This is a genomic window from Nitrosomonas sp. GH22 (assembly GCF_009833115.1).
Classification (GTDB): Bacteria; Pseudomonadota; Gammaproteobacteria; order Burkholderiales; family Nitrosomonadaceae; genus Nitrosomonas; species Nitrosomonas eutropha.
The window spans coordinates 42,271-67,110 of record NZ_QRCA01000038.1 but is presented as its reverse complement, the minus strand read 5'-3'; the positions used below and the strand labels follow the sequence as shown (position 1 = coordinate 67,110).

The following is a 24,840-nucleotide window of genomic DNA, read 5'->3' as shown; positions in this document are numbered from 1 at the left end:
GGTTGAATCAGTAATAGTCAGCGGTACGTGCACAATTTTCAAATCTTGTAAATTCGCCCAGAAAAGTCAGATCAACTTTGCCAATCGGCCCGTTACGCTGCTTGCCGATGATAATTTCAGCAATACCCTTGTCCTGAGTATCCGGATTATAAACTTCATCCCGATAAATAAACAAAATAACATCTGCATCCTGTTCGATAGCGCCTGATTCACGCAAATCAGACATAATCGGACGTTTGTTGGGGCGTTGTTCGAGGCCACGATTCAGCTGCGACAAAGCGATTACGGGAACCTGCAATTCTTTTGCCAGTGCCTTCAGTGAGCGTGAAATCTCTGAAATTTCGGCGGCGCGGCTTTCACTGTTGGGCGAGGTTGATGACATGAGTTGCAGGTAGTCAATAATGATGAGCCCCAGCCCTTCATGCTGACGATACAAACGCCGAGCGCGGGCACGCAGCTCCAGAGAGTTCAGTGCAGCACTTTCATCAATAAATATCGGCGCATCGTTTAGCTTTCCCAATGCATGGGTGAGTCTGGGCCAGTCATCATCATCCAGTTGGCCTGTGCGTACTTTGTGTTGATCCAATCGCCCGATTGAGCCCAACATACGCATGGCAAGCTGTGCGCCCCCCATTTCCATACTGAACACTGCCACTGGTTTGCCAGCTTCCAGTGCGACATGTTCTCCGATATTGAGCGCAAAGGCGGTTTTTCCCATCGAAGGTCGCCCGGCAACGATGATCAGGTCACCGGCTTGGAAACCAGAAGTTTTTTGATCGAGATCGCTGAAGCCGGATGGAATGCCGGTAATATCGCTGGGATTGCTCCGGTTATAGAGCATCTCGATTCGCTCAACTACTTGCTTGAGCAATGGTTGGATATCAACAAATCCTTGTTTCCCGTGCGCACTTTGTTCAGCGATTTCAAATATTCTGCTTTCTGCTTCATCCAGCAGATCACCCGCAGAACGGCCTGCAGGATTGTAAGCTGAATCAGTTATTTGTGTGCTGACTTGCGCCAGCTTGCGCATGATTGAACGTTCCCGTACGATTTCCGCATAACGGCGGATGTTGGCTGCAGACGGAGTATTCTGTGCAATGGCACCGATATAGGCTAGCCCACCCGCGTGTTGCAGTTGGGCCGCATTTTCAAGAGATTCTGCAACAGTTATTACATCTGCCGGCTTACTTTGTTCTATAAGCCGGCAGATGTGTTGGTAAATGAGTTGATGATCCTGGCGATAGAAATCACTCTCGATAATGATGTCCGCTACTTTGTCCCATGCCTGATTATCCAGCATGAGTCCACCAAGGACGGATTGTTCAGCCTCGATGGAGTGGGGCGGGAGCTTGTAAATACTGTTATCAGCAAGGTTCTGAATAAAGTTGGTAGTGGATGGATTCATGTGAATTAATGGTGGCTAATAGCCAGGGTCGGATGGTAGTGTCTGATGGAGAAACAAAAAAAGGACCGGGTAGTCCTTTTTTTGTTTGGTCTTTACCCAGTGATGTCAGTTTGTTGTTTCGCCTAACACCGATACAGTAATATGAGCCGATACCTCGTTATGCAGTACAACGATAACCGTATAATCACCTACTTGTTTGATTTGTCCCTCAGGCATACGAATCATGGATTTTTCAATTGCAAAATCCTGTTTGCACAACTCCTCGGCAATATTTGCACTGGTGACTGATCCAAAAAGTTTGCCATCCACACCTGCTTTCTGGGAGATTTGTATGAGTAGTCCATCCAGTTTTGCTGCCTGTGCGCCCGCTGCATCTAAAATATCGGCTTGTTTCTTTTCCAGCTCCGCGCGTTGTGTTTCAAATTCGGCTATAACCCTTTCGGTTGCTCTCTTTGCTTTTCCCTGAGGGATCAGATAATTGCGAGCATACCCTGGCTTGACATTCACAATACTGCCCAGTGAACCAAGCTTGACGATTTTCTCTAACAAAATTACTTGCATGCTGTTTCTCCCGATTGCTTAGTGCTGATCAGTATAGGGTAATAACGCCAGGAAACGAGCGCGTTCGATAGCCAAGTTTAATTGACGTTGATAGTATGAGCGTGTACCTGTAATTCGAGCCGGTATAATTCTGCCATTCTCGCTGATAAAATCTTTCAGCAGATCAACATCTTTATAGTCTATTTTTTTAATTCCCTCAGCTGTAAACCGACAGAATTTTTTGCGTTTGAATAGTGGCCGATTTGCCATCCGGTCCTTCATCTTGTTCTTTGCATCTTTGTTTCTTGAAAATCTCATATTATTTCTCCATTAAGAGCGTCTATATTTGGTATTTATTTTCAGATAATTCTGGCATCACTAACATGCAAAACAAGCTGGTTACTTAAGCGGTTTTTTTTTGTCATGAAGCCGGTAAGTTCGACATGACTGCCAGGTCCCATGCGAACAATTTTTTCAGCCATGTCTGCCATGGCGATTGCCGCAAGTTCAAATTCAATCTTGCGCTGGATGCCAACTTCCTCCTGGCTGGAAACATGGCTCAGTCTAAACTCGGCAATCATAATACCGACAGGCGTATAGCGAGGTGTATTCAGATCAACAATCTTTCCACCGATAATCACCTGATTCAGGTTCGGTGGAAACCTCATATCAGGATTGGGTATCGTTTTCCTCAGCTGCTACTACTTGTGCGCCACTAGCCGAATCATCGGCTACGTTCACTGTGGGAGCCGCAGTGCCCCTGCTATTTTCATCGGGTTTCGATTTGTCATCTTGCATCATAGGGGAAGGGGTTGTAACCGGGCCATTCATACGGATAACAAGATGGCGAAGAATGGCGTCATTAAATTTGAAGCTGTGCTCCAATTCATTAAGAGATTCTTGATCGCATTCGATATTCATTAAAATATAGTGCGCTTTATGCAGTTTTTGTATGGGATAAGTGAGTTGTCTGCGTCCCCAGTCTTCCAATCGGTGAATTCCTCCAGACCTTTCAGTGATCATATTACTATAGCGCTCAATCATGGCAGATACCTGCTCGCTTTGGTCTGGGTGAACAATAAATATAATTTCGTAATGTCTCATAATTTCCTTGTGGGTAAAGCCTTCTTGCAACGTTTTCAGTGTAGAACGGGGAAGTAAGGCAAGGGATCAGCTTAGAACTTATGCATCGATGTTGTATCGAATCGCATTGATAAACCTGTTGCTTTTGTAAGTATTTAAACAACAGTTTGATAATTCTACTTAATCAGTGACTAAACTTCAAAAAAATTAGATTTTTCTTTTCCTGAGCATGCGCGAGATTTGCAAAATACGAGTAGAAAGTTTTGATGTAAACGGGTTTAAGGTACATCTGTACCAATAATCATTGATCCAAAAGCCATGATTTATTTAAATTTTCCTGAGATTTTATCAATTTTAGGCACAAAATAGCTTTTTTCTGGCTATTTCTGTTTCAAAACGCACTATCCCGTTACGGTGCAAATACGCCTCACCATGCAATACTATCAGACAGAGCGGCCGGGCAGAAAGCGGCTCTGATTTTTTGCCAAACTGCGATAGCGTAGCTTGCATCACCAAAGCGAACTTTCATATCCCGGAACACAGATTCCACTTTGGCGCATATCCCGCTACTTTGCGATGCAAGGCCAGGAGCGGGCATGAAATTTTGCAGTTACTCTCAGCTTTTAATTGCTTGAGTTTCCCCAGGACGTGGTGCAATAACGATGGCTTTGATTGAAGCGGTGGCTTCTGTCTGCATCTCCGGGCACTTTTGCAAGCCCTGGTAGCCGATATCACCCAGGATAACCGTTTCTTCGCCACACAGCAGTGTTGGCACCAAAATGTCATGGGTTGCCTTTTTTGCTTGCTTGAGTACATTTCAGAATCACGTTTGCCTTCAGTACTCCTGGTAGAAGGCGGTGCGGCAATCAGGCTGGCAATCTCATCAAGTGCATCTTCCATGTCCGGATCAGAGTAGTTGTAGGCAATTTGGACAATATGCACGCGCAACATACTTTTCAATTGCAGTGGTTGTTCGCCACGATGCCCACTTGTCGGGCAATACGGTTCGATCAGGACAACAAGCTCTGACCAGAGAAGCAAACGCTCAATCTGTACAAAAAATCACTCTCGCCGCGTGACCTTCTTCTTGTGGGCTTGTTCAAGACCACTGAAACTCATCTGGTCACATGAGTGATGACAATAGAAAAAAGATAAATAACAAATCTTATCAAAGGATTTGTGCAGAGACTCCTTAGATGTTTTTAGAGCCTGTTCAAAGAAGTCTTCCAAGACAAGCAACCTCTCCCTTCAGTGAATCAAGGCAGAGCAGATTACCTCTGCTCCAGTTTGTTCTTTACCCCTCGCTTTTGATCAAGGTCCCCACTCCTTCATCAGTCAGTATTTCAAGCAAAAGGGCATGTTGTACACGTCCGTCGATGATATGGCAGGATTTGACACCATTCTTTACGGCATCCAGCGCTGATTTGATTTTGGGCAACATTCCGCCGGAGATGGTGCCATCGGCAAATAGTTCATCTACTCGGCTGGCAGTCAGGCCTGTGAGCAGATTGCCATTTTTATCCAGTACACCAGGTGTATTGGTCATTAATATCAGCTTTTCAGCTTTGAGTGTCTCCGCTAGGCGACCTGCAACAAGATCAGCATTGATATTGTAGGATTCACCCTCTTCACCGACACCGATAGGGGCTATTACAGGAATGAAGTCGCGAGCGTCCAGTAGCTTGATCAGCGAGGGATCGATATACTCTATTTCGCCAACCTGGCCAATATTGATCCACTTCTCGGCATCTTCTTTGTCTTTGATCAGCATTCTTTTCGCGCGAATAAACATTCCGTCTTTGCCGGTGAGCCCTACTGCTTGCCCACCATGACGGTTGATAAGATTGACAATTTCTTTGTTGATAAGCCCGCCAAGTATCATCTCGACGATATCCATAGTTTCGGCATCTGTAACTCGCATCCCTTGTATGAAGACGCCTTCCTTACCGACGCGCTTCAGCATGCTGTCTATTTGCGGGCCGCCGCCATGGACGATGACCGGGTTCATGCCGACCAATTTCAGCAATACCACATCTTTAGCAAAACTTTGTTTGAGTATTTCCTCGGTCATAGCATTGCCGCCGTATTTGATTACGATGGTTTTATTATGGAAGCGTCGTATGTATGGCAATGCCTCAGCGAGGATTTCGACTTTTTCGTTAACAGCATGGGAAGATTGCATGGTGAAGAGGGATTTTATTGTTTATGGTGAAATCGGAATGGAGTACCCGGGACAATTTAACTGCTTGCTTGAAGGAAGGATTTGAGCCGTACTAGTGCAGGCAAATTCAGCTTGCGCCAAAGTCTGTTCTGGCGGTCATTGTATACATCGGCGATGACAGACCGCTCGTCCTCATGATCTGGCTGGCGAGTAAATTCCATCAGATCCCGGATACCAAGAACACTTTCAGCCAATATGGCATAGCCAGTTCCCGGATGGGAATCTGTCAAAAAGACCCGGGTTCTCACATTAATGCGGGTTGTCTTCTTATCCAGGTAATGAGCCAGATCACATAAGCCGTAAATATTGCCGCGTACATTGATAATGCCCAGAAACCATAGATGTGTCAGAAAAACCGGTGTTATTTTCGGGACCGGCAATATTTCACTGATGGCATCCATTGGGATCAGCCAGCGATCTTCACCAATCGTGACTCCCAATACAGGGATGGAGAGTGGAACTTCCTGAGTTTTATTATTGATTTGCTCAGTCAGCATGGTATTCAGCGTGATCTGTTTTTAAATATTAACTCAGTCTGGCAATTTTTTGCAGTAATTCTGCAGCCATAACTGGCTTGGTAATATAATCCTGCGCACCTTGCCGCAGCCCCCAGATTTTATCGGTTTGCTGATCTTTGGTTGTGCACAGGATGATAGGAATATGGCGAGTTGCACTATCTTGTGCAAGCATGCGTGTTGCTTGATAGCCGTTGATGCCGGGCATTACTACATCCATCAAAACCAGATCAGGCCAAGTTTCTCGGGCCTTGGTAACGCCTTCCTCACCACTTTCAGCCACACCTACCTGATACCCGTTTTGGGTCAGTATGCTGGAAAGAATGTGGCGATCTGTCGGTGAGTCATCGACTACCAATATCGTCCTGACTATCATGCGAGATTCTCAATAAAATTTGTATTTGTTTACACGGTCTCCAAATAAAACCGGGCAGAAATATCAATTTTGTATTTTAAGGCTTTACCCGCAGACAATAAAGCACAGCGGTTAATCATCAGTATAGGTTAAAGCAATGTTAGACTATACGCTTTGTATTTTCGTATAATTTTGCTGCTCGTTCAATGACTTGTGCCCGAGCGTTTTCAGACTTTTATTTTGGGTACATAGATTAAGTTTATTTTACGTTTAAATCATTATGCAAAACACTTTCATCAGATTGATATTGTGGGTACAGGCTTTATTATTCCTTCTACCAGGTTGTGCGCCAATGATCTTAACAGGCGTGGGGGTTGGTGCGGGAGCCGGAGCGTTAATGGTAGAAGATCGCCGTAGTAGTGGAATGTACATAGATGACGAGGGAATTGAACTTAAAACCAATCGCAGAATTGGCGAACGATTGGGCGACAGAGTGCATGTCAATGTCACCAGTTTTAACCGTAACGTTTTGCTGACTGGTGAGGCCCCCGATGAATTCACCAAAAAAGAGATTGAGAAATTGGCAATGAGCATTGAAAACGTACAAAATATTTCCAATGAAATTACTATTGCTCCCAAGAGCTCGTTATCTTCTCGCAGTAATGATGCGTTAATTACTTCCAAGGTAAAGGCCCGTTTCATTAATAACAAGGTGTTCCAGATGAATCACATAAAAGTTGTTACAGAAAACGGTGTGGTGTATTTACTGGGGCTGGTTACCAGAAAAGAGGGGGACACCGCTACACGTATTGCCAGTACGACGGAAAGTGTATTAAGGGTGGTTAAGGTATTTGAATATCTTGATTAGTAAGTACCTTTTCAGAACATCTTCAGGCATCAATAAATGCTGCCCGCTGAGTTTATTCAGTTACTACAGAATCTGATTCCATCCGACCGTCTCTATCTTGATCCGGTTGATTGTTACGCTTACGCTTACGATAACAGTAGGAAGTATTTTCCGCCTGAGTGTGTCATTTTTCCTTTGACGACTGATGAAGTCGTGAAGATAATCCAGTTATGTAATCGATTTAAGATTCCCTTAACACCTCGTGGGAGAGGTACCGGCACTGCTGGCGGCAGTCTTGCTGAGCAAGGAGGAGCTTCACTTTCATTGGAACGCATGACACGGATCATATCGATCGACACGGCCAATCGAGTACTCGTTGCAGAACCGGGTGTTTTAAATGAATCTGTCCAGGCGGCTGTCAAGCCTTCTGGTTTTTTTTGGCCACCCGATCCTTCCAGTGCTGCTTTTTCAAGTATCGGCGGAAATCTTGCCACCTGTGCAGGGGGGCCACATGCTGTTAAATATGGCACAACCCGCGATCATGTATTAGGGCTGACTGCAGTAACAGGACAGGGTGATATTATTAAAACGGGGTGCTATACCACCAAGGGTGTTGTCGGGTACGACCTCACCCGGCTGTTGATCGGATCAGAAGGTACACTTGCCGTTATAACCGAGGCAACACTTAAGTTAACCCCGTTACCTGCGGCAAGAAGCGGACTTGTTGCTCATTATCAGAATGCTGTGAGTTGTGCATCAGCGATAGCAACTATTATGAAAGAGCCGCAAGGACCCAGCGCGCTTGAATTTCTGGATTCCGGCTCACTTGATCTTATTCGTTCCAGGAATCCTGGAATGTTGCCGGACGATTCTCGTGCCATGTTGATGATAGAAGTCGATGGTACAGAACACGAAATTTCGGAAACAACAACCAGGCTTCTAGCTGCTTGCCAAAATTCCGGGTTGTTAAAGGCATTACCTGTCCAAAATGCTGCGGATTTGTGGAAGGCCAGAAAAACGTTATCACCCTTGCTAAGAGATATCGCGCCGAAGAAAATAAATGAGGATATTGTAGTGCCTGTCGATAAAATTCCCCGACTGTTAACCGGATTATCTTCATTATGTAAGCAATATCAGATACCCAACGTAAATTTTGGCCATGCTGGCAATGGAAATATTCATGTTAATCTGCTGATTGATCCGGATAATCCTGGAGAGAGTGGGCGCGCGTATAAATGCCTGAATCAGATATTTGATCTGGTGATCAGCCTTAATGGAACACTTTCTGGTGAGCATGGTATCGGTTCTGAAAAGCGACCTTATATCAATAAAGAACTCAATGAGGCTACTTTGACTTTAATGAAGCAGATCAAATTAACATTTGATCCTTGTAATATCTTGAATCCAGGGAAATTATTTCCTTGAATGTTTTTCAGCCAGATAAACAAAAAAAACAGCTCGATAAAAATTACATCTTTACCGGGCTGTTTTTTTAGAGAATTCGTTTGTTTCTGGTATCAGAAATAAAAATAGTGATCCACCAATAGCGCGGTAAACAGCAACGCCAGATAAATTATAGAGTAGCGGAAAGCCTCCCTGGCAATTTGGTCAGTGTAGTGCAAGTAGATCCTGATAGCGTAATAAAGAAATATTGCATCAAGAATCAGCACACTTACGAGATAAATCAAGCCACTCATCTGAGTGAGATAGGGCAAAACTGTAGCGATACAAAGAATGATTGTATAAAGTAATACATGCAGGCGAGTAAACTCCTCACCGTGTGTTACCGGGAGCATTGGCATCCCAATTTTTGCATAATCTGACTTACGGTAAAGCGCCAGTGCCCAGAAATGTGGAGGTGTCCAGGCAAAAATAATGAGGAACAATAACAAGGCATCAGCTGAGATTTCCCCTGTAATTGCTGCCCACCCCAATACAGGTGGCATAGCGCCAGACGCCCCCCCAATGACGATATTTTGTGGTGTGAGTGGTTTGAGTATTACAGTGTATATAATTGCATACCCTACAAATGTGCCGAGAGTTAGCCACATGGTCAAAGGGTTTATCCATTGGTGGAGAATGAAGAGCCCAAGCCCGCCAACCATTACCAGAAAGAACAGCGTTTCAGGAACACTTACTTTTCCCTGGGGTAAGGGTCGTCCCTTTGTTCGAGCCATGATTGCATCAAACTTATACTCAACCAGGCAATTAAGCGCGGCAGCTGCGCCGGCAACAAGTGATATTCCAATCGTACCCAGGAGCAACTTGTCTAGGGGCACCGCGCCAGGGACCGATAAAAACATACCAATCACAGCAGTGAAAACGATTAGAGAAACTACTCGTGGTTTAGTAAGTCGGTAAAACTGCTGAATACGCACAGTCGCCTGTTGCCAGACTAATGGATTTGTTGACATCACTCACTCCTTATGAAACTAATTCATAGTTACAGATGTTATGGCACCTGTTTGCTTTCTTTCACTAATATGCTATCTGGGAATCTTCAGCTAATACTCGGGATGTGAAAGTTTTAGCAATCTTTTCAAATCTCCAATCATCTTTTTTGGATCTGGATCCTTGGGATATCTCATCATTAAATTCCCCATCGGATCGATAACATAGATGTGATCATCCTGTCTGCTCACAAAGGGGAATTCATCCAATAGATTTCTTCCCTGTGCAAGAACCAATCTAGTACCTTCATATTTATCCATTATTTCAGGATTAGGTTTGATATCGTCATTAATTAACCATATTCGCTGAACCTTATCCTTATCAACATTCTGAGCCAAGCGAATTTGTCTCATTATGTAAAGTTTTTCCTGACAATATCCATCACACTTTCCCGAGTCAATCGTCAATAAACTCCACGTGCCTTTTAATTGACGACTTCGGAAGATTGTGTTGTCTTTGAGATTTGTTGCTGTCCCCTGTAATGGTTTGACTTCCAGTAACTCACCATAATTTACGGTTTGGTCCGGACGGAAATCCCATCGGTGCAAGATGGATGAGATTACGATTGGCGATAATATCACCAGTATTAATATAATTAGAGTAAGTCGACTACGCGTTACTTTTTCGTTTGACATTTAATACAATGTAGATGATAAAAGTCATTGCGGCGAATGAGAACCACTGAAGAGCGTAACCTGTATTTCTTGAAGAACCGGAATCCGGATTTCCCCATTGCCTAATTAAACCATCGTCTGTTGCATCATTTTGCTGCAATAGTAACAAAGGTTGCAAGGTAAGACCGGTCATGCCTTGATAAGTATCCAGGTCAAAATTTTGCCAAACGTTACCTTTAATATCATCGTCTGAAAGCGATAGCGTTTTGATTGATGGTGATACTACGATTCCGAGGATATGAACCAATCCTTTTGGGGTGCGAATATTGGGCAAAACTGACCGGTCATTACCTACAGCTACCCAGCCCCGATTGACCAATATATCTATTGAGCTGTTCGCTAATCGTAGGGGCGTAAGTACATGATAGCCCGCAATTCCCTGATGAATTTTGTTATCAAGAAATATACTCCGCTCCGGATCAAAATACCCATCAACTTCAACTCGACGATATAAATAATCGTTTAGCTTTACAAGTGATTCTGGAATTATAACGGGTGGTTGCTGGGCATAGTATTCTATAAGAGAAAAACGATTATCTTTTTCCTCTGCTCTGGATAATTGCCAAAAACCCAGTTTCAAAAAGACAGCGATCGCAAATATAGTAACTATTGTTGACCATAGCGATGGCTTGAATTGTTGTAGAAAACCAGGCATCAGATAGCCTTGTACACAACCATATAAATTTTTAAGGTTCGATTCTTTATCTGACAGAATCGAACCTTTTCTCCGTTATTTACTTCTACGAGTTACAGTAAATAGACAAATATAAACAATGCCAACCAAACAACGTCAACGAAGTGCCAGTACCAGGCTACCCCTTCAAATCCAAAATGGTGTTCCGGCGTAAAATGGCCGTTCAAACTTCTGAAGAAGATTGCGATCAACATAATTGTGCCAACCGTTACGTGGAATCCATGGAATCCCGTTAACATGAAGAAAGTTGATCCATATGCACCACTGGTCATCTTGAGGTTCAGATCAGCATATGCATGTCCATATTCATATATCTGGAAACCAAGGAACGTGATACCCAATGCTATAGTCGCAAATAACCATAGCTTTAAAGCACCGCGGTCATTCTTTTTTAATGCCCAATGTGCGAGAGTGATAGTGATACCAGAAGTCAGCAACAACGTCGTATTGATGGCAGGGATTCCCCATGCTCCCATAGGGGTAAATTTCTCATCAAATCCCGGCCCGGCTGTAGGCCATCCTCCGGCAAAATCAGGCCAAAGCAGCTCCTGTCCGGATCCAGCCAGCCAAGGTACTGAAAGAACACGCATATAAAACAATGCACCAAAAAATGATGCAAAGAACATAACTTCGGAGAAAATAAACCATCCCATACTCCATCTGAAGGATTTATCTTCTTGAACCTTATACTTGCCTGCTTCACTTTCAAGTGCAACTTCTCGGAACCAGCCATAAATCAGGAAGGCGAGTATGGCCAACCCAGTGAGCAACATGCCATATCCAAGAGGCAATTTACTCATAGTAAATGCCGCCCCAAACGCCATGAAAAAGAGAGCCGCTGTTCCTATGATTGGCCACTTGGATGGAGAGGGTACATAATAACCCGTTCCTTGACTCATATAATCTTCCTCCTCATTATTAAACTTAACCTGCTACAAGCCCGACTATTGATAATTAATTTAAAATAAAACTGCATGCTATGCAAAGTTACTGATTATTGTTGAACTTGGTATAAATAAAGCCAAACAATCTCTGTAACTTGAAATAGAAGAGTACCACTTAATAATACCTTTATTTGTGCACACCCCTGTTTAATTAGCTTTAACTTTGAAAAAGGTATATGAAATTGTCGCGGTATGAATATCGTCAGGCATTTCTGGATCTATCAGAAATCTGACTGGTAATTGCTTGGTCTCCTTACCACCGAGTTCCTGTTGTGAGAAACAAAAACACTCAACTTTTTTCAAATATCTTTCAAGGTTTTTGGGGCTGTAACTTGGGATAGCCTGCCCAATTTGAGGCTCTTCAGATTCGTTACTGATTTCATACATAACTTCTGTAAGTTTGCCAGGATGTAAACGAATATGAGATTGCAGTGGCTTAAATTTCCAGGGAAGTCCACGTATATTTGCATCTAACTGTAAATTGATCTCCCTTGTAATATCTACTTTGATCTTTTTAGATACTGTGTCCGGACGTTCTAGCTCGTATATACCGGTTACTTCACAGAATTTCTTGTATATAGGTACAAGCGCGTAACCAAAACCAAACATAACCACACTAAAAATAAGTAATTTTTTTAATATATCTATGTTGCTGGTCTTGGTCACGTCTTGTTTTATTCCTATTTAGATACAGCGGTTACTATAAAAACTACTATTACCAAGATAACTAGAATTGATGCAGTACGTAATTTTCTGCGTTGTAATTCTGTATCCTTATTTTCAGTCATTTCTATACCTGCTTATTTAACGACAGGTGGTGTTTCAAAACTATGGTATGGAGCTGGTGAAGGCAAATGCGTCCATTCCAAAGTATGTGCCCCTTCCCATGTTTTATCTGCAGCCTTTTCTCCACCACGTACACATTTAATAACAATGTATACAAATAGCAACTGTGTCAATCCGAATCCAAATGCACCAATACTGGAAATCATATTGAAGTCAGCAAACTGGAGTGCATAATCCGGAATTCTACGAGGCATACCAGCTAATCCAAGGAAATGCTGAACAAAGAATGCTACATTAAAGAAAATCATTGACAGCCAGAAATGCCACTTACCCAATGTTTCGTTGTACATATGACCAGTCCATTTTGGTAACCAGTAGTATGCACCTGAGAATAATGCAAACAATGCCCCCGAAACCAACACGTAATGGAAGTGCGCAATGACATAGTATGTATCTTGTACTTGCACATCGATTGGGACTATTGCGCAAACAACACCGCTGAATCCACCAATAACGAACAGAACGATAAACCCTATTGAAAACAACATCGGTGTTTCAAAGGTCAAAGAGCCTCGCCACATGGTTGCGGTCCAGTTAAAGACCTTAACGCCGGTTGGTACAGCAATCAACATCGTTGCGTACATGAAGAACAGTTGTCCAGTAACAGGCATACCAACAGTAAACATGTGATGCGCCCATACAAAGCAAGATAACAATGCAATTGCGGCAATCGCATAAACCATTGATGTATAACCAAACAAAGGTTTACGTGAAAATGTTGTAATAACCTCGGAAACCACACCAAACGCCGGTAATATCATGATATATACCTCCGGGTGTCCGAAGAACCAGAAGATGTGTTGAAACATAACCGGGTCACCGCCGCCAGCAGCATTGAAGAAGCTTGTACCAAAGTTACGATCTGTAAGGACCATTGTCACAGCTCCAGCCAATACCGGCATTACTAATACAAGTAGGTATGCAGTAATTAACCAGCTCCACACGAACATTGGCATCTTCATCAATGTCATGCCTGGTGCGCGCATATTCAAGATGGTTGTAATGATGTTGATAGAACCCATAATTGAAGACATTCCAAAGACATGCACTGCAAACAACATCATGTCCGTCCCCATACCACCTTGTGTGGATAGTGGTGGGTAGAATGTCCAGCCACCGGCCGCTGCCCCGCCGGGCACAAAAAATGAAGTTATTAATAACAATGCTGCAATCGGCAACAACCAGAAACTCCAGTTATTCAGACGAGCAAAAGCCATATCTGGGGCACCTATCATTAATGGTATCTGCCAATTCGCAAATCCCACCCACGCTGGCATTACGGCACCAAATACCATGATCAGGCCATGCAATGTGGTAAATGAATTAAATACTTCAGGCTCCAATATCTGAATACCAGGCATAAAAAGTTCTGCTCTGATACCCATGGCCAAAAAACCACCAACAAACAACATAGCCAGACTAAAACACAAATAAAGCGTTCCGATATCTTTATGGTTGGTAGTGGTTAGCCAACGCATTATACCGGTCGGATGATCATGTGTATGGCCATGTACATCTTGTATTACCGCCATTATCTTCTCCTTTTTTAATCTAATTTGATCTATATCCCGACTAACCGTATCTGGATATATCAGTTTTTACTCGCCTCATTTTTAACGAGCGCTGTATTCACAACTGCAGCTGATGCGGTTTTTTGCCTCTCCGCAACCCACTGACTATATTTTTCCTGTTCCATTACTTCTACGACTACCGGCATAAATCCATGTTCCTTGCCACAAAGCTCAGCACACTGGCCACGATAGATACCTGGCTTTTCGACTTTAAACCATGCATCACGAATAAATCCAGGTATAGCGTCTTGCTTTACGCCAAGCGCAGGTACCCACCAAGCATGGATGACATCATTGGCTGTCATGAGTACTCTAATTTTCTTGCCAGTTGGTACTACCACACGATTATCCACTTCCAGCAAATAATTTTCCCCCTTAGGCGCCTGGTTACGGATCTGATCCTGAGAAGTAGACAACTGACTGTAAAAACTGATTCCCTCACCTTCTCCTTGAATGTAGTCATATCCCCACATCCACTGATATCCGGTGGCCTTGATGGTAATGTCTGCTTCACTTGTATCTTTCATTGCAATAATTGTTTTGGTTGCTGGCCATGATATTGCGATTAAGATCAATACAGGAATAGCTGTCCACACCAGCTCAACAACCGTGCTGTGATGAAAATTTGCTGCTTTATAGCCAACCGATTTACGGTGCTTGACAATGGAATAACCCATCACACCGAATACACCGACAAATATTATCAGACAGATCCATAAAGCCATTATGTGCTGATCATATATCTCCTGTGCAATCGGAGTCTGTGGTTCAGGCAGGTTATACTTGCTTGATATCGCCAGCCCTGAATAAGAACCAAGAACTACAAAACTTGATAGCAACGCCATCAACTTACTACCCTTCATATCTTACCCCCCACATTAATTACCAAATCAATTTCAGCAGCTCGCCTGTGATCCTGTAGCATCTCCACGCCTCACAATTAGCTGCTCATAAGAATATTTGCCTAGCCGTTTAGCCGAACCAACAAACAGAAGCAGGAGCCGAGTGACGATTTTTTTGGGGCAATCTTAGCATCCAGACGCTGCTTGCACAAGAAGGAAGATGCATGATTTTTATAGAAAAAATATCCATGTAATTATCATGGATATTGCTCTTTTTATCTTCTTGTATCCCAATACCCTTTGCTGCCTTGAGATATTTTTTATTTTGTCATTTTGTATGGAGTTTGTTCGTCTACAAATATAGAGAATTTGATAAATAATTTACTAAAACCCTTGTGATAAAGTGGATATATGCGGCAGCTTGAGAATCGAATTGCAACTTTTGTCTCCTCAAGGTAGCCTAAGTTGCTCACATTCATTTAATTTTTAGTGAAGATAAAGGATATGCAATCTGATTCCAAATATGCAGTTCCTGTATTCCTGATTCCTGTATTAAAGGCATTAAGTCCAAGTATACATAACAAGGTGTTGAGAAATACTTATTTGATGCGTGCATTAACCATGATTCCAACCATAGCTGGCTCAGCTATTGGCGTTAATACAGATTTTTCGTTCTTGGCACAATCTCCAATTATGGGTTCACATATAATGCTGGCCGCAATGATTGGTTTAATGTTTGCTGCCAGTGCTACACGCAACAGCATTGGAGGCGTAATTCTTCTTTCCTTGTTTACCTTTGTTGCCGGGTGGTGGTTGGGCCCTTTGCTTCAGTATGCGTTACAGTTTAACAATGGTACCCAGCTGATTGGTCTTGCTGCTGCAGGAACCGGTATCATTTTTTTACATTGGCAAGCGCGGCAACGGTAACTCGTAAGGATTTCGGGTTCCTTGGTAATTTTTTGCTGGCCGGACTGATATTGGTTATTTTAGCTTCTCTGGTTAATTTATTTCTGGTAATCCCGGCAGTTTCACTGGCTATTCCAGCTGTAGCAATACTGGTTTTCTCTGGGTTTATCCTGTTCGATGTAAGCCGGATCATAAATAGCGGTGAAACCAACTACGTTATGGCGGCACCGGGTATTTATCTCAGTCTATCTAATTTGTTTATAATAAATCTGGTGCAGTTATTGCTTGCCTTGCTGGGTGAAAGAGACTGAAGTTAATGGCTTGATAAAAAAACAAATAAACTGTCTGCATTAATTACTGAAGCGCTGTTTGTTGAGAGGACGAGGTTTACCGCATGTGCCAAAAATAATCTGTAAGAGTTGTGTGGGGGCGTATGTGATCTTGATTTGGCCGTATCAGCAATCTCAGTTCAGCACTGTTAAAAATTCTGGCAAGCAGGAACTTTGTTCATTTTATCTTTTAGCAAGAGGAGTTTTTTATGCCAACGACTATTGTTCATATCAAGGGAATGACTTGTGGAGGGTGTGTCAGCAGTGTCAAGGCCGTATTAGAAAAGATTCCCGGGGTAAACAATGTTGAGGTATCTCTTATTAATGGACAGGCAATCGTTCAGCATGATGGTTCGCGCGAAGATATAGTTTTTAGCCAGGTAATTGAAGGCGCCGGATTTGAAGTGGTCAGACAGCAACTGTCATAATAATATAGAGGTAATTGGCTTTCGGTGTTACATGCCCGCTCGATTCTTTTAGACATCAATGAGTGATACAGGTTAATCCTGTATCATCGCGCTTTTTCACTTCTTTCAATCTTATCAATCTGCATGAAAAACGTCTTTCTGGACTTTGAAAAAGGCATTGAGGAATTTGAGGCAAAAATAGAGCAATTGCGCTTTGCCCAGGATAATTCTGCATTGGACATCTCGGCTGAAATCACTCGCTTACAAGCAAAAAGCCAAGGACTGACCAAAAGTGTTTATGCAAAACTAACACCTTGGCAGATTTCACAAGTGGCACGTCATCCTCTACGCCCGTCCACGCTTGATTATATAAAACATCTATTTACAGATTTTGAAGAATTGCATGGCGATAGAAATTTCGCGGATGATCGGGCTATTGTTGGTGGACTGGCGCACTTTAACGGTCAGACTGTTATGCTGATTGGGCACCAGAAAGGACACGATACCAAGGAAAAAATCTATCGTAATTTTGGCATGCCCAAGCCGGAAGGGTATCGCAAAGCACTCCGACTCATGCGTCTTGCAGAAAAATTCTCGATTCCACTGATCACCTTTGTTGATACACCAGGCGCCTATCCAGGTATAGATGCCGAAGAGCGTGGGCAATCTGAAGCTATTGGTAAAAATCTTTATGTTATGGCAGGGCTTAGGATCCCTATTATTTGTATTATTATCGGCGAAGGTGGATCAGGGGGGGCACTGGCTATTGCTGTGGGTGATACCAGTCTGATGCTGCAATATTCAGTCTATTCAGTAATCTCGCCGGAAGGGTGTGCATCTATTTTATGGAAAAGTGCGGACAAGGCATCCGATGCAGCTGAGATACTGGGTATTACTGCCGACCGCCTCAAAGAAATGGCCCTAATCGATACCATCATTCCCGAACCTGTTGGTGGTGCACACCGTGACTACCCGGCTGTGATGCAATCCGTCAGACAGGCATTGCAAGAATCACTACGGAAATTGCAGGATATTCCTTTGGAAACATTACTGCAGAAACGCCTTGATCGGCTGCTTGGATATGGCAGATTCAAAATCAATAAACCCGATTAATGATATAACCAGCTGTTTTTTCCATAATCTGAATGCACAAATCAGGCCTGGTGATTGTCTGGTAGTTGCTCTGAGTGGTGGCGTAGATTCTGTGGTATTGCTACACCTGCTTATAAAGTTTTCCAAATTAATGCCACTGGATGTATCTGCAATTCATGTTGAACATGGTATCAGCACATATTCAGGTCAATGGAGTGCTTTCTGCCAAACACTTTGCGACAGTGTTGCTATTCCCTTATCAATTCATCGATTAAAGATCAGTAAGCAGCCACAGGAAAGCCTGGAAGCGGTTGCCAGAGAAGCTCGTTATCAAATATTCAGGCAAATTCAGGCAGATTATGTCTTGTTGGCGCAACATCAGGATGATCAGGTTGAGACATTGCTACTGCAGCTATTGCGTGGTGCAGGTGTTAAAGGGCTCAGTGCTATGCCGACAGTCAGATTATTTGAATCAGGCAAAGCCATCAAATTACTCAGACCCTTACTTAATGTTCCGCGCTCAGAAATCATGAAATATGCAAAGTTGCATGGTTTGTCATGGGTAACCGATGAAAGCAATCTGGATGTTTCTTATGACCGTAATTTTTTACGGCACCGGATTTTACCTTTAATAGAACAGCGCTACCCCTCTTACCGCAAGATATTGTCCAGATCTGCCCGACATCTTGGTGAAGCAGCTCATTTACTGGATGAACTGGCAAAAATAGATGCTGAAAATACTATGATCGTAGATAAATTGAGCTTGCGAGGGCTGCGTGAGCTTGATCTAGCCCGTGCTGGGAATTTGCTGCGTTATTTGTTAGCACAGCAAATGGTGCGGTTGCCAAGTTCCGCAAAACTGGAAGAGATTTTGCGTCAGCTGCATAACATACAAGCTGATACCCATTTTCAGTTCGAGGTAGATGCTTTGGAAATTCGCTGCTACCGTGGACTAATCGAATTTCTGCCTGCTGATTCCCTGTCGGAATCAATATCGCCTGTTATCTGGCAAGGCCAGCAACGCTTGGCTATTGAACCATTGAAAGGCATACTTGAGTTTACTCGGCAAGACAACGCGGGAATTGACCTGGCCAAACTGGATCAGCAGATTGTTACAATCCGTTCACGATCCGGTGGAGAACGATTCCAGCCAGATTGTAAACGTCCTCGTCGCAGCCTGAAAAAAATTCTACAGGAAGCCTCACTTCCTCCGTGGAAGCGCAACACATTGCCGTTACTTTTCTGTGGGGATCAGCTTGTCTGGGTAGCTGGAATCGGCATCGACTGTAACTTTCAGGCACCAATGGGAAGAGCCGGGCTAGTGGTAACATGGCGCCCCGATCAGACCAATCAATCTTCAATTCACTGATATATGTCAACGATCTTGATTACCGGCGGCGCCGGTTTTATAGGAACAAATTTCATACTGGATTGGGTCAAGAATACGGATGAGAATATCGTTAACCTTGACAAATTGACCTACGCTGGAAATCTGCATAATCTTGTTTCACTCACCAATAATCCTCAGCATATCTTTGTGCAGGGGGACATCTGCGATAGTGAGAGAATATCCACTCTCCTTGAACGCTATCAACCTCGTGCCATTATTCATATGGCGGCAGAAAGCCATGTGGATCGCTCTATCCATGGGCCCGAATATTTTATTCAGACCAACATCACCGGCACATTCCGGTTGCTGGAAGCAGCTCGTCATTACTGGGGAGATTTGTCTGTCTCACGCAAGGAAAATTTCCGATTCCTGCATGTTTCTACAGATGAGGTTTTCGGCACATTAACCAAGGATGCTCCTGCATTTACTGAAAATCACTGCTTTCAACCTAATAGCCCTTATTCCGCCAGCAAGGCCTCCAGTGACTGTCTTGTCCGTGCCTACCACCATACTTATGGCCTGCCGGTACTGACTACACATTGTTCCAACAACTATGGGGCATATCAGTTTCCTGAGAAACTGATTCCTCTGATGATCGTCAATGCTCTAGCAGGCAAACCGCTGCCTGTTTATGGGGATGGCCAGCAGATCCGCGACTGGCTGTATGTAAATGATCACTGCCAAGCTATTCGTGTTGTTCTGGAAAAAGGACAACCAGGGGAAACCTACAATATTGGAGGCTGGAATGAAAAAAGTAATCTTGAAATCATACACACCATTTGCGACGTACTTCAGCAATTTCAACAAAAAGATTATCGCGCACTAATTACTCATGTGGCTGATCGCCCTGGCCACGATCGTCGCTATGCGATCAACGCACATAAAATAGAACGAGAACTTGGCTGGAGGCCGCTGGAAACATTTGAGACTGGTATCCGTAAAACTATTCAATGGTATCTGGAAAATCATGACTGGGTTGCAGAAGTGCAATCGGGCGACTACCGGAAATGGGTTGAAATTAACTATACCGGGCGATCACAGTGAAAATATTGCTCTTTGGTAAAAATGGCCAGGTCGGCTGGGAGCTACAGCGTAGCCTGGCTCCGTTGGGCAAATTGATTGCGCTGGATCGACGGGATTTACACTATTGCGGCGATCTGACAAATCTGGCAGGAATGACACATACGCTGCAGGCTATTCGCCCTGACGTTATCGTCAATGCAGCAGCGTATACCGCGGTTGACCAGGCAGAAAATGAGCCAGAACTAGCTTTTCGCATCAATACCGAGGCGCCTGAATTACTAGCGCAACTGGCTGAACAAATGGGTGCCTGGCTGATTCATTATTCTACCGATTATGTATTCGATGGTAGTGGTGAGCGCCCATGGTTGGAAACAGATCCAACTTTACCCGTTAATATTTATGGCCAGAGTAAATTACGGGGTGAAGAATCAATCCGGAAATCAAACTGCAAGCACCTGATTTTACGCACCAGTTGGGTCTACGCAGCTCGCGGAAAGAATTTCATAAGAACCATTTTGCGACTCGCGCAAGAAAAAGAGCAGCTGACAATTATTGATGACCAGATCGGAGCGCCTACAGGTGCGGAACTACTGGCTGATGTAACAGCTCAGGCCATTCCACAATTACTGAGGCATCCTGAAAAATCAGGTATCTATCATGTTACGGCTAATGGAGAAGTTTCCTGGTGCAACTACGCACAATTTTTGCTGAACTTTGCTTGTGAACACAATCTTCTGGTCAAGGTCCGCCCAAGTGCAGTCACTCCGATTCACAGCAAGGCTTTTGTAACGTCTGCCAAACGCCCTTTAAATTCGCGTTTGAATACAGATAAGTTGCGCAATACTTTCAATCTCTATCTCCCACACTGGCAAACCGGAGTGACTCGTATGCTAAGTGAAATTTACTCACAGTAAAACCAGCACTCAGCGGATAAGCCACGCAAATCTAGTATCGGTCAGTAAATCTGTTGCGACCCGACCAAACCGCTTGGCAAAGCGTTCTGTAATCCCTTCCTGAACGGTATAATCAACGATACGTTCTGCCTGAATCACTTCGCGAGCAACATAATCCATGCTGCCTAAGGCATCGGCCAGACCCAACTCTATACTTCTAGCTCCTGTCCAGACCATACCGCTAAAAATCTCAGGATTGTCTTTCAAGCGATCCCCTCTGCCATCCTGAACGACCTGGATAAATTGCTGATGAATTTCCACCAGCATTTTCTTGGCGTGTTCTCTCTGTCCAGGGTCGGAAGGCGAGAAAGGATCAAGAAACCCCTTGTTTTCTCCAGCTGTCAACAAGCGACGCTCTATCCCCAATTTTTCAAGCGTCCCGGTAAATCCGAATCCATCCATGAGTACGCCAATTGATCCTACGATACTGGCCTTATCTACGAAAATTTTGTCCGCTGCAACAGCGATGTAATAACCTCCCGAAGCGCAAATATCTTCAACTACGGCATATAAGGGAATATCAGGATGCTGTGTACGCAACCGATGAATTTCATCGTTAATAGAGCCAGCCTGAACCGGGCTGCCACCAGGGCTATTAATCCGTAATATCACAGCAGCTGTATTTTTATCTTCAAATGCTTTTTTCAGTCCGGTATTAATATTTTCTGCGCTGTTTAAACCATCCGCAGTAATTTCACCGCGCAAATCAACCAGTGCAGTGTGCTTGCCAAAACCACCTGTTGCTTCGGTATCTAACCAACCTAACCCCCAAAAAAGTAGCGTAAATAAATAAGAAAAGGTTAGCAAGCGGAAAAAAATACCCCAGTTGCGTGCTTTTTTCTGCTCCTTCAGAGAGGAAAACACCAAATCCCGCAGTGTTTCTCTCTCCCATTTTTCCTTGTTGGTATTTTCTGTATCAGCCATAAATATTAGTCACTCACCCCGGTCAATTTATTGAACTGATCCACCCCGTGTTTCCGAAACGTAGATCTCTACCCTGCGATTTCTTGCTCGACCTGCGGCGGTATTATTCGAAGCAACCGGCTGATACGAGCCGCGGCCATCAATCTGGATTCTCTGAAAAGGAACGCCACGACCTGCCAGGTATTCACGCGTACTGGCCGCACGATTTACGGATAGAGGATTGTTGACAGCATCGCTACCAGTATTGTCGGTGTGCCCGACGATAGTTACGTGAGTGCCGGGATTATTCAATAAACTAGTTGCAAAACTGTCCAAAATTGGACGAAAACCTGGTTTGATCTGGGCACTCCCTGTATCAAATGAAATATCACTGGGGATGTTCAACATCAGTCGATTATCTGCTGTTTGCGACACCATCACACCTGTACCGGCAGTGGCATTTTCCATCTGAATTTTTTGTTCTTCCATTCTTTTAGACCACAAATAACCGGCACCAGCTCCTAATGCAGCACCAGCACCGGCACCAATCGCGGCACCTTTTCCACCTCCGGCCAATGCTCCTATTGCTGCGCCTGTGCCTGCGCCAAGCAATGCACCTGTGCCGGATCCTCGCTGGGTTGCGGTCATGTCGGCACATCCAGAAACAATAAATCCAACCAAAGATGCTGTTATTACTATTGCTTTATACATAAATCCACCTCTCTTTTTGAAAGAAAATCTAGTTGTACTGTAACAGAAGTAATTGGAAAAATAATTAACTATCATTTTTTCTTTCAGTCTGGTTATTTGACCCGGAATTACTAAAATAAAACCACCAGCTTGAGATCCTCACTAAATATCTAGCTAGCTATTATCCGGAATGGTACAGTCCAGGTAAAAAAATCTGTATTTGGAAAGACATCTATTTTTCAAAATTCTGATCGTTGATCTGTATATCCACCGATAGACTCTGAATCCAGCCGGACAGATTGTCTTTAGTTTGTACATGAAGCCAATTACCGTGGTAGGAAGTGGCGGTTAGATGTGTATTTTTTTTCAGTAAGCTGATCACCTTGGAATGGCTGTCTGGATCTGTTCGCAGGCTGCTGTCCTGGGTGACAAGCAAGAGAATTGGGGCGTGAAAAGATAATACAGCATCTTGTGACTCCAGATTTCTTCTTGCTGAATTGCTTATAGCATCAATAAATTCGCCAGATTGTGCTGCGTGATTCATTGCGTTGCTGTAATCTTTTTGTCTGTAGGCTTCCATCGCCGCATCCAGCGAGCGTTGTGCCAGGGATTGGAAAGCAATATCTGCTTCACTTTGCCTGGTTTGTTTAAGCGCAGCCATGGCCACCTCAACCTCAGCTATTTTTGAGGCAGTTTCTGGTTGTGTAGCCAGTCTGTGCAGCTTGTGTTTGGCACGACTGATTTCACTGGCTGTTTCCTGCAAAGCCTGCACTTGATCCAGCTCGCGGGCATTTAGCTTCCGGATCAACTCATCTCTTTCTTCAAGCATCTGTTTTAGAACAACAATTTCTTCTTGATACAGCCGATGGCAGGGTAACTTCTCCGGGATCGGAATAATTTCCATTTTCTCTGTTTTTTCTGCATTCGCTGATTTAAGATTAATAGATTGTCTTGATACAAGAGGTTTTTGCTGCAGATAAGATGCACACCCTCCCATCCCCGATCCCACGGATATCAAAATTAATACAGTTAGTAATTGTTTGTCTTGGGATTGACAAAACCTTGGCATCTTTGCTTAATCTCTTTAAATTAATATATAACGAAAAGCGCTGATGGACCCACTCATCTAAATCGGCTATCTGAAGTTAAACTTTAGCGAGAAAATAGAAAATATTTCTGACCCAAATATTATTTACATAAAGTTTGCCGTGTTTTTCAGACAACACATCAATTTTTATCATCATTCTAATTTTTAACCACTACAGCTTGAAATGCGCTATCAGATAATTCGCTGGATATTAATCCAGCTTGTCTCGGTATTGGTAATTGTTACTGCTGCAATTATCATACTGGGCGAGATTGTGACTGGATCGGCACCTACTGCCGTGGAGACCTTGCTCCCGGATTTCCCGGTGGAAGCGATCCAGATCCCTGTGAATAATGATTATGTTGTACATGGCTGGCTGGCACGTGGGATAAACGGGCATGGTGCCGTTTTGCTTGTACACTCGATGCGCAGTAACCGGCTTGAAATGCTGGGCCGTGCGAGATTTCTCAATAGCCTAGGCTACCATATACTCATGATCGACCTGCAGGCACACGGAGAGACGCCGGGAGATCGCATCACCTTCGGCGCGCGCGAGTCAGCAGATGTCGCTGCTGCAGTAACCTATCTCCGGGACACTTTTCCGCATGATTGCATCGGCGCCATTGGCGCAACACTTGGCGCAGCAGCTATTGTGCTGGCTGATCCTCCGTTGAAACTCAATGCCATGATACTAGAATCATTACACCCCACTTTCACGGAAGCAGTTGCAAATCGGCTTAGATTGCATTTGGGTGAATTTGGGGAAAGCCTTCAGTTTCTGCTGCTTCCTTATTTTTCCTTTTTGCTTGAGCTGCCGGTGGATAACTTAAATCCCGTCGAACGGATTGGCAACCTCGCCGTTCCCGTGCTGTTCATCACGGGAACGCTTGACGAACATACAACTCAGTCTGAAGCAAGAAGGCTGTACGACGCAGCGCTGCCTCCAAAGGAGCTCTGGATTGTCGAGGGTGCGGGTCACTATAATATGCATACCTATGCAGGTGAAAGTTACGAAGAACATATCGCTGATTTTCTTTCGATTTATCTGCAAAGACGATAATTCTTAGAACTC

29 protein-coding genes are annotated in these 24,840 nt (G+C 43.8%); 10 read left to right on the top strand and 19 right to left on the bottom strand.

Annotated features, from left to right (window positions below; genetic code table 11):
* Positions 1–7 precede the first annotated feature (7 nt).
* From dnaB to ABF86_RS10720, 9 genes are all read right to left on the bottom strand, one after another.
* Positions 8–1,405 carry a replicative DNA helicase gene (dnaB, locus tag ABF86_RS10760; protein ID WP_011635360.1) on the bottom strand — a complete coding sequence of 466 codons (1,398 nt, stop codon included), beginning with the start codon at positions 1,403–1,405 and terminating at the stop codon, positions 8–10.
* A gap of 105 nt (positions 1,406–1,510) precedes the next feature.
* Entirely contained in the window at positions 1,511–1,966 is a 456-nt protein-coding gene (rplI, locus tag ABF86_RS10755; RefSeq protein ID WP_011635361.1) for a 50S ribosomal protein L9, read from the bottom strand.
* Positions 1,967–1,984: 18 nt separating this feature from the next.
* Positions 1,985–2,215, bottom strand: a complete 231-nt coding sequence (rpsR, locus tag ABF86_RS10750) for a 30S ribosomal protein S18 (protein WP_204987598.1) — start codon at positions 2,213–2,215, stop codon at positions 1,985–1,987.
* Positions 2,216–2,304: 89 nt separating this feature from the next.
* Positions 2,305–2,613 carry a primosomal replication protein N gene (priB, locus tag ABF86_RS10745; RefSeq protein ID WP_011635363.1) on the bottom strand — a complete coding sequence of 103 codons (309 nt, stop codon included), beginning with the start codon at positions 2,611–2,613 and terminating at the stop codon, positions 2,305–2,307.
* 1 nt (position 2,614) lies between these two features.
* Positions 2,615–3,049, bottom strand: coding sequence for a 30S ribosomal protein S6 (gene rpsF / locus ABF86_RS10740; protein ID WP_011635364.1), 435 nt, complete (start codon positions 3,047–3,049; stop codon positions 2,615–2,617).
* Between the two features lie 595 nt (positions 3,050–3,644).
* Positions 3,645–3,803 carry a hypothetical protein gene (locus tag ABF86_RS10735; RefSeq protein ID WP_160803593.1) on the bottom strand — a complete coding sequence of 53 codons (159 nt, stop codon included), beginning with the start codon at positions 3,801–3,803 and terminating at the stop codon, positions 3,645–3,647.
* A 519-nt stretch (positions 3,804–4,322) separates the two neighbouring features.
* On the bottom strand, positions 4,323–5,210 hold the full coding sequence (gene argB, locus ABF86_RS10730; protein WP_074456133.1) for an acetylglutamate kinase: 888 nt from the start codon (positions 5,208–5,210) through the stop codon (positions 4,323–4,325).
* A gap of 56 nt (positions 5,211–5,266) precedes the next feature.
* A complete protein-coding gene (locus ABF86_RS10725) occupies positions 5,267–5,746 on the bottom strand; it encodes a chemotaxis protein CheW (RefSeq protein ID WP_074456132.1) in 480 nt (159 codons plus the stop codon).
* Positions 5,747–5,774: 28 nt separating this feature from the next.
* Positions 5,775–6,140 (bottom strand): response regulator, encoded by a 366-nt coding sequence (locus ABF86_RS10720; RefSeq protein WP_074456131.1) that lies wholly within the window; start codon positions 6,138–6,140, stop codon positions 5,775–5,777.
* Positions 6,141–6,399: 259 nt separating this feature from the next.
* On the opposite strand from ABF86_RS10720, the gene ABF86_RS10715 reads away from it, so the two are divergent.
* Together ABF86_RS10715 and ABF86_RS10710 are read left to right on the top strand one after the other, a co-directional pair.
* Positions 6,400–6,987 carry a BON domain-containing protein gene (locus tag ABF86_RS10715; RefSeq protein ID WP_074684986.1) on the top strand — a complete coding sequence of 196 codons (588 nt, stop codon included), beginning with the start codon at positions 6,400–6,402 and terminating at the stop codon, positions 6,985–6,987.
* A gap of 36 nt (positions 6,988–7,023) precedes the next feature.
* Positions 7,024–8,391: an FAD-linked oxidase C-terminal domain-containing protein gene (locus tag ABF86_RS10710; RefSeq protein WP_074456129.1), complete on the top strand. Its 1,368-nt coding sequence runs from the start codon at positions 7,024–7,026 to the stop codon at positions 8,389–8,391.
* Positions 8,392–8,483: 92 nt separating this feature from the next.
* On the opposite strand, the gene cyoE is transcribed toward ABF86_RS10710, so the two are convergent.
* The 7 genes from cyoE to coxB form a co-directional block, all read right to left on the bottom strand.
* Positions 8,484–9,380 (bottom strand): heme o synthase, encoded by an 897-nt coding sequence (gene cyoE, locus ABF86_RS10705; protein ID WP_011635371.1) that lies wholly within the window; start codon positions 9,378–9,380, stop codon positions 8,484–8,486.
* Between the two features lie 90 nt (positions 9,381–9,470).
* Positions 9,471–9,770 carry a hypothetical protein gene (locus ABF86_RS12925; RefSeq protein ID WP_240142312.1) on the bottom strand — a complete coding sequence of 100 codons (300 nt, stop codon included), beginning with the start codon at positions 9,768–9,770 and terminating at the stop codon, positions 9,471–9,473.
* 256 nt (positions 9,771–10,026) lie between these two features.
* Positions 10,027–10,746 (bottom strand): SURF1 family protein, encoded by a 720-nt coding sequence (locus tag ABF86_RS10695; protein WP_011635373.1) that lies wholly within the window; start codon positions 10,744–10,746, stop codon positions 10,027–10,029.
* 92 nt (positions 10,747–10,838) lie between these two features.
* Positions 10,839–11,684, bottom strand: a complete 846-nt coding sequence (locus ABF86_RS10690; RefSeq protein ID WP_011635374.1) for a cytochrome c oxidase subunit 3 — start codon at positions 11,682–11,684, stop codon at positions 10,839–10,841.
* 192 nt (positions 11,685–11,876) lie between these two features.
* Positions 11,877–12,395 carry a cytochrome c oxidase assembly protein gene (locus ABF86_RS10685; protein WP_011635375.1) on the bottom strand — a complete coding sequence of 173 codons (519 nt, stop codon included), beginning with the start codon at positions 12,393–12,395 and terminating at the stop codon, positions 11,877–11,879.
* A 134-nt stretch (positions 12,396–12,529) separates the two neighbouring features.
* Positions 12,530–14,107 (bottom strand): cytochrome c oxidase subunit I, encoded by a 1,578-nt coding sequence (gene ctaD, locus ABF86_RS10680; RefSeq protein WP_011635376.1) that lies wholly within the window; start codon positions 14,105–14,107, stop codon positions 12,530–12,532.
* Between the two features lie 59 nt (positions 14,108–14,166).
* Entirely contained in the window at positions 14,167–15,009 is an 843-nt protein-coding gene (gene coxB, locus ABF86_RS10675; RefSeq protein ID WP_074456126.1) for a cytochrome c oxidase subunit II, read from the bottom strand.
* Positions 15,010–15,492: 483 nt separating this feature from the next.
* On the opposite strand from coxB, the gene ABF86_RS13190 reads away from it, so the two are divergent.
* The 7 genes from ABF86_RS13190 to rfbD all read left to right on the top strand — a co-directional run bounded on the left by ABF86_RS13190 (position 15,493) and on the right by rfbD (position 21,049).
* Positions 15,493–15,915: a Bax inhibitor-1 family protein gene (locus tag ABF86_RS13190; RefSeq protein ID WP_309147361.1), complete on the top strand. Its 423-nt coding sequence runs from the start codon at positions 15,493–15,495 to the stop codon at positions 15,913–15,915.
* Positions 15,894–16,205: a Bax inhibitor-1 family protein gene (locus tag ABF86_RS13185; protein WP_309147360.1), complete on the top strand. Its 312-nt coding sequence runs from the start codon at positions 15,894–15,896 to the stop codon at positions 16,203–16,205. The genes ABF86_RS13190 and ABF86_RS13185 overlap by 22 nt, the downstream gene beginning before the upstream one ends.
* A gap of 227 nt (positions 16,206–16,432) precedes the next feature.
* A complete protein-coding gene (locus ABF86_RS10665; protein ID WP_011635378.1) occupies positions 16,433–16,651 on the top strand; it encodes a heavy metal-associated domain-containing protein in 219 nt (72 codons plus the stop codon).
* A gap of 123 nt (positions 16,652–16,774) precedes the next feature.
* Positions 16,775–17,743, top strand: coding sequence for an acetyl-CoA carboxylase carboxyltransferase subunit alpha (locus ABF86_RS10660; protein WP_011635379.1), 969 nt, complete (start codon positions 16,775–16,777; stop codon positions 17,741–17,743).
* Positions 17,712–19,091, top strand: a complete 1,380-nt coding sequence (tilS, locus tag ABF86_RS10655) for a tRNA lysidine(34) synthetase TilS (RefSeq protein ID WP_041353590.1) — start codon at positions 17,712–17,714, stop codon at positions 19,089–19,091. The genes ABF86_RS10660 and tilS overlap by 32 nt, the downstream gene beginning before the upstream one ends.
* Positions 19,092–19,094: 3 nt before the next feature.
* Positions 19,095–20,156, top strand: a complete 1,062-nt coding sequence (gene rfbB, locus ABF86_RS10650) for a dTDP-glucose 4,6-dehydratase (protein ID WP_011635381.1) — start codon at positions 19,095–19,097, stop codon at positions 20,154–20,156.
* A complete protein-coding gene (gene rfbD, locus ABF86_RS10645; protein WP_041353591.1) occupies positions 20,153–21,049 on the top strand; it encodes a dTDP-4-dehydrorhamnose reductase in 897 nt (298 codons plus the stop codon). The genes rfbB and rfbD overlap by 4 nt, the downstream gene beginning before the upstream one ends.
* Positions 21,050–21,058: 9 nt before the next feature.
* On the opposite strand, the gene ABF86_RS10640 is transcribed toward rfbD, so the two are convergent.
* From ABF86_RS10640 to ABF86_RS10630, 3 genes are all read right to left on the bottom strand, one after another.
* Entirely contained in the window at positions 21,059–22,012 is a 954-nt protein-coding gene (locus ABF86_RS10640) for a S49 family peptidase (RefSeq protein ID WP_011635383.1), read from the bottom strand.
* Positions 22,013–22,039: 27 nt separating this feature from the next.
* Positions 22,040–22,702 carry an OmpA family protein gene (locus ABF86_RS10635; RefSeq protein ID WP_011635384.1) on the bottom strand — a complete coding sequence of 221 codons (663 nt, stop codon included), beginning with the start codon at positions 22,700–22,702 and terminating at the stop codon, positions 22,040–22,042.
* 211 nt (positions 22,703–22,913) lie between these two features.
* A complete protein-coding gene (locus tag ABF86_RS10630) occupies positions 22,914–23,585 on the bottom strand; it encodes an SH3 domain-containing protein (protein ID WP_240142311.1) in 672 nt (223 codons plus the stop codon).
* A gap of 367 nt (positions 23,586–23,952) precedes the next feature.
* On the opposite strand from ABF86_RS10630, the gene ABF86_RS10625 reads away from it, so the two are divergent.
* Entirely contained in the window at positions 23,953–24,828 is an 876-nt protein-coding gene (locus ABF86_RS10625) for an alpha/beta hydrolase (protein WP_011635387.1), read from the top strand.
* Positions 24,829–24,840: the final 12 nt, after the last annotated feature.

Bases quoted from the DNA above. Each gene is read 5' to 3' on its own strand.
- dnaB (WP_011635360.1), bottom strand. From the start codon at position 1,405: ATGAATCCATCCACTACCAACTTTATTCAGAACCTTGCTGATAACAGT.
- rplI (WP_011635361.1), bottom strand. From the start codon at position 1,966: ATGCAAGTAATTTTGTTAGAGAAAATCGTCAAGCTTGGTTCACTGGGC.
- rpsR (WP_204987598.1), bottom strand. From the start codon at position 2,215: ATGGCAAATCGGCCACTATTCAAACGCAAAAAATTCTGTCGGTTTACA.
- priB (WP_011635363.1), bottom strand. From the start codon at position 2,613: ATGAGGTTTCCACCGAACCTGAATCAGGTGATTATCGGTGGAAAGATT.
- rpsF (WP_011635364.1), bottom strand. From the start codon at position 3,049: ATGAGACATTACGAAATTATATTTATTGTTCACCCAGACCAAAGCGAG.
- argB (WP_074456133.1), bottom strand. From the start codon at position 5,210: ATGCAATCTTCCCATGCTGTTAACGAAAAAGTCGAAATCCTCGCTGAG.
- ABF86_RS10725 (WP_074456132.1), bottom strand. From the start codon at position 5,746: ATGCTGACTGAGCAAATCAATAATAAAACTCAGGAAGTTCCACTCTCC.
- ABF86_RS10720 (WP_074456131.1), bottom strand. From the start codon at position 6,140: ATGATAGTCAGGACGATATTGGTAGTCGATGACTCACCGACAGATCGC.
- ABF86_RS10715 (WP_074684986.1), top strand. From the start codon at position 6,400: ATGCAAAACACTTTCATCAGATTGATATTGTGGGTACAGGCTTTATTA.
- ABF86_RS10710 (WP_074456129.1), top strand. From the start codon at position 7,024: ATGCTGCCCGCTGAGTTTATTCAGTTACTACAGAATCTGATTCCATCC.
- cyoE (WP_011635371.1), bottom strand. From the start codon at position 9,380: ATGTCAACAAATCCATTAGTCTGGCAACAGGCGACTGTGCGTATTCAG.
- ABF86_RS12925 (WP_240142312.1), bottom strand. From the start codon at position 9,770: ATGAGACAAATTCGCTTGGCTCAGAATGTTGATAAGGATAAGGTTCAG.
- ABF86_RS10695 (WP_011635373.1), bottom strand. From the start codon at position 10,746: ATGCCTGGTTTTCTACAACAATTCAAGCCATCGCTATGGTCAACAATA.
- ABF86_RS10690 (WP_011635374.1), bottom strand. From the start codon at position 11,684: ATGAGTCAAGGAACGGGTTATTATGTACCCTCTCCATCCAAGTGGCCA.
- ctaD (WP_011635376.1), bottom strand. From the start codon at position 14,107: ATGGCGGTAATACAAGATGTACATGGCCATACACATGATCATCCGACC.
- coxB (WP_074456126.1), bottom strand. From the start codon at position 15,009: ATGAAGGGTAGTAAGTTGATGGCGTTGCTATCAAGTTTTGTAGTTCTT.
- ABF86_RS13190 (WP_309147361.1), top strand. From the start codon at position 15,493: ATGCAATCTGATTCCAAATATGCAGTTCCTGTATTCCTGATTCCTGTA.
- ABF86_RS10665 (WP_011635378.1), top strand. From the start codon at position 16,433: ATGCCAACGACTATTGTTCATATCAAGGGAATGACTTGTGGAGGGTGT.
- ABF86_RS10660 (WP_011635379.1), top strand. From the start codon at position 16,775: ATGAAAAACGTCTTTCTGGACTTTGAAAAAGGCATTGAGGAATTTGAG.
- tilS (WP_041353590.1), top strand. From the start codon at position 17,712: ATGGCAGATTCAAAATCAATAAACCCGATTAATGATATAACCAGCTGT.
- rfbB (WP_011635381.1), top strand. From the start codon at position 19,095: ATGTCAACGATCTTGATTACCGGCGGCGCCGGTTTTATAGGAACAAAT.
- ABF86_RS10640 (WP_011635383.1), bottom strand. From the start codon at position 22,012: ATGGCTGATACAGAAAATACCAACAAGGAAAAATGGGAGAGAGAAACA.
- ABF86_RS10635 (WP_011635384.1), bottom strand. From the start codon at position 22,702: ATGTATAAAGCAATAGTAATAACAGCATCTTTGGTTGGATTTATTGTT.
- ABF86_RS10630 (WP_240142311.1), bottom strand. From the start codon at position 23,585: ATGGAAATTATTCCGATCCCGGAGAAGTTACCCTGCCATCGGCTGTAT.
- ABF86_RS10625 (WP_011635387.1), top strand. From the start codon at position 23,953: ATGCGCTATCAGATAATTCGCTGGATATTAATCCAGCTTGTCTCGGTA.